This window comes from Actibacterium sp., from assembly GCF_041584535.1.
GTDB lineage: Bacteria > Pseudomonadota > Alphaproteobacteria > Rhodobacterales > Rhodobacteraceae > Actibacterium_D.
The window spans coordinates 1-8,889 of sequence record NZ_JBFHDW010000091.1; the positions used below are offsets into that span (position 1 = coordinate 1).

The following is an 8,889-nucleotide window of genomic DNA, read 5'->3' on the forward strand; positions in this document are numbered from 1 at the left end:
GACAGCATCTGATGCAGCGCATGGCCGAATTCGTGAAACAGCGTGCGCGCGTCGTCATAGCTTAGCAGCGCGGGTTCACCCGCTGCGGGCTTGGCGAAATTGCAGACATTGTGCACGATCGGCGTCACCTCGCCACCCAGACGGCTTTGCGACCGGCTGGCCGAACACCACGCCCCCGACCGTTTCGAGCCGCGCGCGAAATAATCGCCGATGAACACCGCCAGATGCCGCCCGCCGCGCTTGACCTCCCACGCCCGCACATCCGGGTGATACAGCCGCGCGTCCAGCGGCGAAAACTCCAGCCCGAACAGGCGGGTGGCACAGGTAAAGGCCGCCTCGATCATCCGGTCCAGTTGCAGATAGGGCTTCAGCTCGGCCTCATCCAGATCGTGTTCGGCCTTGCGACGCTTCTCGGAATAGTAATGCCAATCCCAAGGCTCAAGCCGACCGTTGATCCCGTCGGCATGCATCATATCCTCAAGCACCTGCGCGTCCGCCCCGGCCGCCGCCTTGGCCGGCTGCCAGACCGCCATCAACAATTCGCGCACCCGCGCCGGGGTCTTGGCCATCTCGGTTTCCAGCTTGTAGCTGGCGAAATCCCGATAGCCCAACAGCGCCGCCCGCTCGTGTCGCAGCGCCAGAATCTCGGCCGCGATCACGCGGTTGTCGGTCTCGCCGCCATTTGCACCGCGCGCCGTCCACGCCTGATAAGCCTTTTCCCGCAATTCGCGGCGCGGTGAGAATTGCAGGAATGGAACAATCAACGACCGCGACAGGGTCACAACCGGCCCGTTCACATCCTTTTCCGAACCTGCCGCCTGCGCCGTCGCAATAACGAAATCCGGCAGGCCGTCCAGATCGTCCTCGGCCAGTTCCATGAACCACGCGCGTTCATCCGCCAGCAGGTTCTGCGTGAACTCGGTACCAAGCACCGCCAGCCGCGCCTTGACCTCGGTCAGCCGCGCCCGGTCGTCGCCCTTCAACTGCGCGCCGGCCCGAACGAACCCGCGACGGGTCAGCATCAGCACCCGCTCTTGCTCTTCGGACAGGTCCAGCGACCCGCGCATCCGCCACAGCGCATCCACCCGCCCGAACAGCGCCTCGTTCATCGAAATCTCGGACGAATAGGCCGACAATTCCGGCACAAACTGCCGCATCAACGCCTCGCGCTCGGGGTTACTGTCGGCGCCCGAGACGGTGTAAAATACCCCCAGCATCCGATCCAGCCGCTTGCCCGCCAGTTCCAGTGCCTCGATGGTATTCGCGAAACTCGGCGGCGCCGAACAGCCCGCGATCGCCGCGATATCGGCCCGCGCCTCGGCCAAAGCAGCCTTGAATGCGGGGGCGAAATCTTCGTCTCTGATGTCGGAAAACGGCGGCAGGTTGAACGGCGTGGACCAATCGGTCAACAGCGGGTTTGTCATGGATGGAAACTCCTTTGAGCCAAGCTAGGCATTGCCCTGTCAAACGTCCAGAGCCGCGCTTTTTCTTGGTTTAAATACTCCCGCCGGAGGCGGTTCCACAGACCGGGCAATCGTCCCATTTGCGGATCAAAATCTGTCGGTTCTCGCCATACAGCGCGTCATAAATTTGCAGCCGCCCACGCAGGCCGGTGCCCGCGCCGGTGATCTCTTTGATCGCCTCGACCGCCATCATCGACCCGACCACCCCCGGCAGGGCGCCCATCACCCCTGCCTCGGCACAGGTCGGGGCCAGACCGGGGGCCGGGGCCTTGGGAAAAACGCATTCATAGCAGGGCGCGCCGCTGGGGGGATGATAAAGGCTGATCTGCCCCTCCCACTGCGAAATCGCCGCCGAAATCAATGGCTTGCCAGCTGCCACTGCCATGCGGTTGACCATGTAGCGGGTTTCGAAATTGTCGGTGCCGTCCATAATCAGATCATAGTCGGCGAACAGTTCGGCCGCGTCCGCCTCGACCAGCCGCCGCTGATAGGGCTTGACCGTGACGAACGGGTTCAGCGCGCGGATTGCTTCCTCGGCCGAGAACACCTTGGGCAGGCCCATCCGCGCATCGGTGTGGATCACCTGCCGCTGCAGGTTCGAGGCATCAACCACGTCGTCGTCAATCACCCCGATCGTGCCAACCCCGGCCGCCGCCAGATACAACAGCACGGGCGAGCCCAGCCCCCCGGCCCCGATCACCAGAACACGCGCCTGTTTCAGCGCCTTCTGACCCGGCCCGCCGACCTCGCGCAGCACGATGTGGCGGGCATAGCGGTCCAGTTCGGCATCTGAAAACAATCCAACCGGGGCCGTCGTGACAGCGGGCCGAACCCGCGCCCGCAGTTTGCCCAGCAAGACCCGGTAACCGGCGACAATCGCCACAAGAACCCCAACGCCCAGCCATATTTCCTTGGATCCACCGGTGGCAGCCCGCAAGGCATGCCCCTCGGGGAAAACGATCTGCACAATCAGAACCGCCACATACAGCAGCCCCAGCATCAGCAGCCGCGCCCGCAGCGGCACCCCGGCAAGACGCCCGATACCCCACAACGCCGCCGCCAGTCCCAGAACCAAAACCATCAGTCGCGCCCGGTCGAGCCGAACCCGCCAGCCCCGCGCGCGGTCTCGCCCAAGGCGCCGGCCACGGCGAACCGCGCCTGAACCACTGGCGCGACAATCGCCTGCGCAATGCGGTCGCCGTGGGAAATCACAAAGGGCTCGGTGCCCAGATTGATCAGCAACACCCCCAAAGGCCCGCGATAATCGCTGTCGATCGTGCCCGGCGTATTCGGCAGGCTGATCCCGTGTTTCAGCGCCAAACCCGACCGCGGCCGGATCTGCATCTCAAACCCTTGCGGAATTTCCACCCGCAAACCGGTCGGAATGATCCGCCGCTCCATCGGGGCCAAGGTCAGCCCCGCCGCCCGATCCTCGGGCATCAGGTTGGCGCGCAGATCGGCGCCCGCTGCGCCCTCGGTCTCATAGCTGGGCAGCGGCAGATCGGCATCGGCCCACGCCTCGCGCAGCACGGCAATTAACGGGGTCATGACAGCACCTCGGCGATTTTCGCCGCCAGACGCGCCGCGACCTGATCCTTGCTCATCCGCGGCCATTCCTCGGCTCCTTCGCCGGAAATCACCGTCACAGCGTTCTCGGCCCCGCCCATGATCCCGGTCGCGGGCGAGACGTCATTCGCCACGATCCAGTCACAGCCCTTGCGCAGCCGCTTGGCCGAGGCATGGGCGATCACGTCATCGGTTTCGGCGGCAAAGCCCACCACCAAGGCGGGCCGCCCGTCAGACATCTGGCTTACCGTCGCCAGAATGTCGGGGTTCTCGGCAAATTCCAGCGCCGGAGCCTTGCCCGACCCATCCTTTTTCATCTTGCTCATCGCCGAATTGGCCACCCGCCAATCGGCCACCGCCGCCGCGAAAACCGCCGCGTCAGCAGGCAAGGCGGCCTCGACCGCGTCCAGCATCTGCCGCGCGGTCTCGATCTGAACCACATGCACCCCTTGCGGCGGCGCCACATCGGCAGGCCCGGTAACAAAGGTCACATCCGCGCCCAGCGCCGCCAAGGCCCGCGCAATCGCAGTGCCCTGCGCCCCGGACGAGCGGTTGGCGATATAGCGCACCGGGTCGATCGGCTCATGCGTCGGCCCCGAGGTCACGACAATATGCCGCCCCGCCAAAGGCCCGGCCACCAACGCGGCTTCGACCGCCGCGACAATCTCGGGCACTTCCGACATCCGCCCCGGTCCAAATTCGCCGCACGCCATCGCGCCCTCGTTCGGCCCGACGAACAACACGCCATCGCCGCGCAGGGTCGCCACGTTGCGCTGATTGGCCGGATGCTCCCACATCCGCACATTCATCGCCGGCGCCACCAGAACGCGCTTGTCCGTCGCCATCAACAGGGTCGAGGCCAGATCATTCGCCAACCCGTTCGCCATCTTGCCCAAAAGGTCCGCCGTCGCTGGCGCAACCACCACCAGATCCGCCGCGCGGCTCAGCTCGATATGGCCCATCTCGGCCTCATCGGTCAGATCAAAGAGGTCGCGGTAAACCTTCTGCGCCGCCAGCGCCGAGGCCGAAAGCGGAGTCACGAATTCCTCGGCCGCGCGGGTCAGAACCGGCACAACCTCGGCCCCGCGATCACGCAACCGCCGGATCAGATCCAACGCCTTATAGGCCGCGATCCCGCCACCGATAATCAACAACACCCGTTTGCCAGACAGCATAGCCACCTCTCGCCGCATCCTGCCCCATTCCTAGGCCGACCGGCGCAGGCACACAAGCATCTGCTTTTTCTTGGAATAAATACTCGCGCCGCAGGCCAGCGGCGGCGCCAGCCGCCGCAAACCGCGCTTAGCCCAGAAAATGCCGCACCTCGCGGCTTTGCGCGGTCAGGCTTTTGCGCATCTTGGCAAAGGCTGCGGCCTCGACTTGGCGCACCCGCTCTTTCGACAGGCCCAGTTCCTCGCCCAGACTTTCCAGCGTGCGCGGCACATCGCGCAGCTTGCGTTCAGTGACAATGAACTGTTCGCGCGGGGTCAGCGCGGCCATCGCCTGACACAGCCAGTCGCGCAGCGCGTTGGCATCGTGGCGCTGTTCGACGACCTCGGCGGCTTGGGCGGCGTCGTCCTCCAGAACCTCGATCCATTCGCGGCCCTCGTCCTCGCCGCCTTGCAGCGCGTTCAGCGAATAATCGGCGCCGGACAAGCGGCCTTCCATGGTTTCGACATCGGCCAATGAGACCCCGACCTCGGCCGCGATCCGTTGCCGCAATTGATAGCGATCCAGCTCTTCGCCCTGCTGCCCGGCCTCGCGCTCGATCTGCGCCCGCACTCGCTTCATATTGAAAAATAATGACTTTTGTGCCGAGGTGCTGCCAGTCCGCACCAAAGACCAGTTGCGCATCACATAGTCCTGAATGCTGGCCTTGATCCACCAGACTGCATAGGTCGAAAATCGCACCCCGCGATCCGGGTCGAACTTGTCGGCGGCTTTCATCAGCCCCAGACTGGCCTCTTGCACCAGATCGTTCATCGGCGCGCCATAGCGCCGGAACCTGGCTGCCATCGACACCGCCAGCCGCATATAGGCGGTGATCAGACGGTGCAGCGCCTGCTCGTCGCGCTGATCGCGCCACGCATAGGCCAATTGCAATTCGGTTTCAGCGTCCAGCATCTCGGCGCGCATCGCCCGCCGGGTAAAGTTCGCTTGTTCAAATCCATCAAATGCCATGATCAGCCCTCTTGGGTTCTCCGCCCCCTGCCTGTGCCGCATGCAGGGTCATAAAGGGTTACGGATGACGGGCAGGATCGGATCACCAATTCTTTGTGAGGCAGAGGAACGGCTGATTTTCTTGGGCTTCGGTTGGCCGACAGGAGATTCACAGAAAATGTTGAAATATTCTCGCTCTGAGCACTGAAATACCGCATCAGAGAAAATTGAGTTTGAACTCTTTTTGGGAAATTTATGGTCAACTCTTGAACTAGGATTCAGCCCCTAAAATATTCGATTCCTGCTACTAAAACCTCGTCAACTTTCCGATTTCGGCATGAATTCAGCCCTGAAAATCGCCCGTCGTTTACCATTCGTAAACCATCCTGCCTTACCCCGTTAAGAAACCCTGATCCGGAGGCAGAATGGTTTCGCGGGCCTACACCGTGGCGTTCGAGGGCGTTCAGGCCCGGATGGTTGAGGTGCAATGCGCCGTCACCGCGGGCTTGCCGTCGTTCTCGATTGTCGGCCTGCCGGACAAGGCCGTCAGCGAAGCCCGCGACCGGGTGCGCGCCGCCCTGTCTGCAATGGCGCTGGCGCTGCCGTCCAAACGGATCACCATCAACCTTTCCCCCGCCGACCTGCCGAAAGAGGGCTCGCATTTCGATCTGCCAATCGCGCTGGCGCTTTTGTCGGCGCTGGACGTGATCCCGCGGGATCAGGTCGAACACACCGTCGCCTTGGGCGAGATGTCGCTGGACGGCACGCTGGTCGCGGTGATCGGCGCCCTGCCCGCCGCGATGGCCGCCGCCGAGGCCGGGCGCAGCCTGCTATGCCCGCGCGCCTGCGGGGCCGAGGCGGCGTGGGTCGGTGGCACTCAGGTTCTGGCGGCGGGATCACTGGGCGACGTGATCCAGCATTATTCGGGGCAAAAACCGATTGCGCCCTCGGACCCGGGCGAGGTTCGAACCGGCGATCAGGCCCGCGATCTGCGTGACGTGAAAGGGCAGGAACGGGCCAAGCGGGCGCTGGAAATCGCCGCCGCCGGGCGTCACCACATGCTGATGGTCGGGCCGCCCGGTGCCGGGAAATCCATGCTGGCGGCGCGCCTGCCCGGCATCCTGCCGCCACTGACCCCGGCCGAGGCGCTGGAAACCTCGATGATCCATTCGCTGGCCGGGTTGCTGAGCGACGGCGGCATTTCCCGCACCCGCCCTTTTCGTGAACCACATCACACCGCCTCGATGGCGGCAATCGTCGGCGGCGGGCGCGGCGCGAAACCGGGGGAAATCAGCCTTGCCCATAACGGCGTGCTGTTCATGGACGAATTCCCCGAATTCCCGCGCGCGGTGCTGGAAACCCTGCGCCAGCCGATCGAGACCGGCGAAATCGTCGTCGCCCGCGCCAATGCGCATATGCGTTATCCCTGCCGGTTTCTGCTGATGGCGGCGGCGAACCCGTGTCGCTGCGGCCACCTCGCCCAGCCCGAACGCGCCTGCAACCGCGCGCCTGCCTGTGGCGACGACTATCTGGGTCGGATCTCCGGGCCTTTGATGGATCGCTTCGATCTGCGGGTCGAAGTGCCGCCCGTGGCCTTTGCCGATCTGGACCTGCCGGACAGCGGCGACGATTCGGCCACGGTGGCCCAGCGCGTCGCCAGCGCCCGCAGCCTTCAGGCCACCCGGTTCCAGGATCACGCCACCGCCCGCAGCAACGCCGATGCCGAAGGCCGCCTGCTGGAAGAAATCGCCACCCCGGATTCAGACGGGCGCGAACTGTTGACCCGCGTCGCCGAACGCTTTGGCCTGTCCGCGCGCGGCTATCACCGCGTTCTGCGGGTGGCGCGGTCGATCGCTGATCTGGATGGCTCGGACCACGTGCGCAAACCGCATGTGGCCGAGGCGGTCAGCTTTCGTCTGGCGCGGGGTGGGTAATGTCGACACGCACCCGGATCTGTGCGGCCAAACGCTCAAGACTGCGCTGTCCTTCGGGCAGGATGTTGTGGAACATCGGCCAGACATGCGGCAGGCCGTGCTCGATCTGACTGCGCACCTCGACCCCCTGTTCTTTCAGCCGGGCAGCCATGTTGCGCGTGTCGTCCAACAGGATTTCATGCGTGCTGGCCCACAGGTAAACCGGCCCAGCGCCACGGAAATTCCCGTAAAGCGGCGCGATCCGCGGATCGCGCGGATCGCCGCCGTTCAGATATTCCTGCGCCAGCGTATGCATCTTTTCGGGCGGCAACATCACCTCGCGGTCATAGTTCGACCGATGCGAGGCGCCGTTCATCGTCAGGTCAGTCAGCGGCGAGAAGGCAAAGCTCATCAACGGCTGCGGCAACCCCTCGCGACAGATCGCGGCCAGAACTGCCAGCGCCAAACCGCCACCGGCGCTGTCGCCGCCCAGAATGATCTGATCGCCGCGATACCCGGCCTCAAGCAGGGCCTTGTAGCTGGCCAACCCGTCATCGAACGCCGCCGGGAACAGATGCTCAGGCGCCATGCGATAGTCAGGCAAACAGGCGGGAACGCCCGACATCTGCGACACCGTCGCCAACATGGCGCGATGGGTCCGCGACGAACCCATGACATAGCCGCCGCCGTGGAAATACAGGATCACCGAATCGCGGTTCGCCGTCGGGCCATGCGCCCATAAAACCGGGACATCACCCAACATCCCGCGCCGGAATTCCGATCCGCGCGGGGGGCGAAACCACACCCGCGCCTTCATCTCGAAACTGCGCCGCATTTCGGCGGGGTCCGAAACCCGCGCCAGATGCCGCCGTTCGAACAGACGCAGCGTGCGGTTCAGGATGCGGCGGCGGATGCTCATTTCGCGCGCTTGGCCTCGATCACTTGCCAGATCTTCTCGGCGACATTGGTGCCGTCGAACCGCTCAAGCTCTTGAATGCCGGTGGGCGAGGTGACGTTGATCTCGGTCAGGTAGTCGCCGATCACGTCGATGCCGACGAAAATCTGGCCGTGTTCACGCAGAACCGGGCCAATTTGGTCACAGATTTCGCGATCGCGGGCGGTCAGCTCGACCTTTTCAGGGCGCCCCCCGACATGCATGTTCGACCGGGTCTCACCCGGCTGCGGCACCCGGTTGATCGCGCCAACGGGTTCGCCATTGACCAGAATCACCCGCTTGTCGCCTTTCGAAACCGCCGGCAGGAACTTCTGCACGATCAAAGGCTCGCGGTTCATCCCGGCAAACAATTCGTGCAGCGACGACAGGTTTCGATCATTCGGGTCCAGCCGGAACACGCCGGCGCCGCCATTGCCGTAAAGCGGCTTGAGGATCACGTCCCCATGCGCGTGTTTGAAAGTGCGAATCGTCTCAAGGTCGCGGGCGATCATCGTCGGCGGGATCAGGTCGATGAATTGCAGCACCAACAGCTTTTCAGGAAAATTCCGCACCCAGAACGGGTCATTGACCACCAAGGTTCCGGGATGAATTCGCTCAAGCAAATGCGTGGTGGTGATGTAACCCATATCGAACGGCGGGTCCTGACGCAGCCAGACAACGTCATAAGTCCCAAGATCGACATCGGTTTCTTCGCCCAGCGCAAAATGATCGCCCTTGACCCGCCGAACCGTCAACGGCCAGCCCCGCGCCATCACCTTGCCGTCCAGCCAATACAGGCGGTCGGGCGTGTAATAGAACAGCTCATGCCCGCGTGCCTGCGCCTCTTCGGCAA

At 64.0% G+C, this 8,889-nt stretch carries 8 protein-coding genes; 1 reads left to right on the forward strand and 7 read right to left on the reverse strand.

What is annotated here, in order from left to right; translation table 11 throughout:
• From ABYW26_RS06375 to ABYW26_RS06395, 5 genes are all read right to left on the reverse strand, one after another.
• The coding region (locus ABYW26_RS06375) for a M3 family metallopeptidase (protein WP_372603953.1) at positions 1-1,424 on the reverse strand (1,424 nt) is incomplete at its 3' end.
• Between the two features lie 70 nt (positions 1,425-1,494).
• Complete coding sequence (locus tag ABYW26_RS06380) at positions 1,495-2,544, reverse strand: ThiF family adenylyltransferase (RefSeq protein WP_372603954.1); 1,050 nt, start codon at positions 2,542-2,544, stop codon at positions 1,495-1,497.
• A complete protein-coding gene (gene dut, locus ABYW26_RS06385; protein WP_372603955.1) occupies positions 2,544-3,011 on the reverse strand; it encodes a dUTP diphosphatase in 468 nt (155 codons plus the stop codon). Before dut ends, ABYW26_RS06380 begins: the two co-directional genes overlap by 1 nt.
• Entirely contained in the window at positions 3,008-4,204 is a 1,197-nt protein-coding gene (gene coaBC, locus ABYW26_RS06390; protein WP_372603956.1) for a bifunctional phosphopantothenoylcysteine decarboxylase/phosphopantothenate--cysteine ligase CoaBC, read from the reverse strand. The genes dut and coaBC overlap by 4 nt, the downstream gene beginning before the upstream one ends.
• Before the next feature lie 127 nt (positions 4,205-4,331).
• The gene (locus ABYW26_RS06395) at positions 4,332-5,210 is read right to left on the reverse strand and encodes an RNA polymerase factor sigma-32 (protein WP_372603957.1); all 879 of its coding nucleotides are present in this window, start codon (positions 5,208-5,210) and stop codon (positions 4,332-4,334) included.
• 404 nt (positions 5,211-5,614) lie between these two features.
• Between ABYW26_RS06395 and ABYW26_RS06400 the strand changes: the two genes are divergently transcribed.
• A complete protein-coding gene (locus tag ABYW26_RS06400) occupies positions 5,615-7,123 on the forward strand; it encodes a YifB family Mg chelatase-like AAA ATPase (RefSeq protein WP_372603958.1) in 1,509 nt (502 codons plus the stop codon).
• Here the strand turns inward: ABYW26_RS06400 and ABYW26_RS06405 are convergent.
• Both ABYW26_RS06405 and gshB read right to left on the reverse strand, forming a co-directional pair.
• Complete coding sequence (locus ABYW26_RS06405) at positions 7,095-8,021, reverse strand: alpha/beta hydrolase (protein ID WP_372603959.1); 927 nt, start codon at positions 8,019-8,021, stop codon at positions 7,095-7,097. The two genes, ABYW26_RS06400 and ABYW26_RS06405, sit on opposite strands and share 29 nt — an antisense overlap.
• Positions 8,018-8,889 (reverse strand): glutathione synthase (gshB, locus tag ABYW26_RS06410; RefSeq protein ID WP_372603960.1); only part of this gene is annotated, 872 nt, incomplete at its 5' end. The genes ABYW26_RS06405 and gshB, both read right to left, overlap by 4 nt.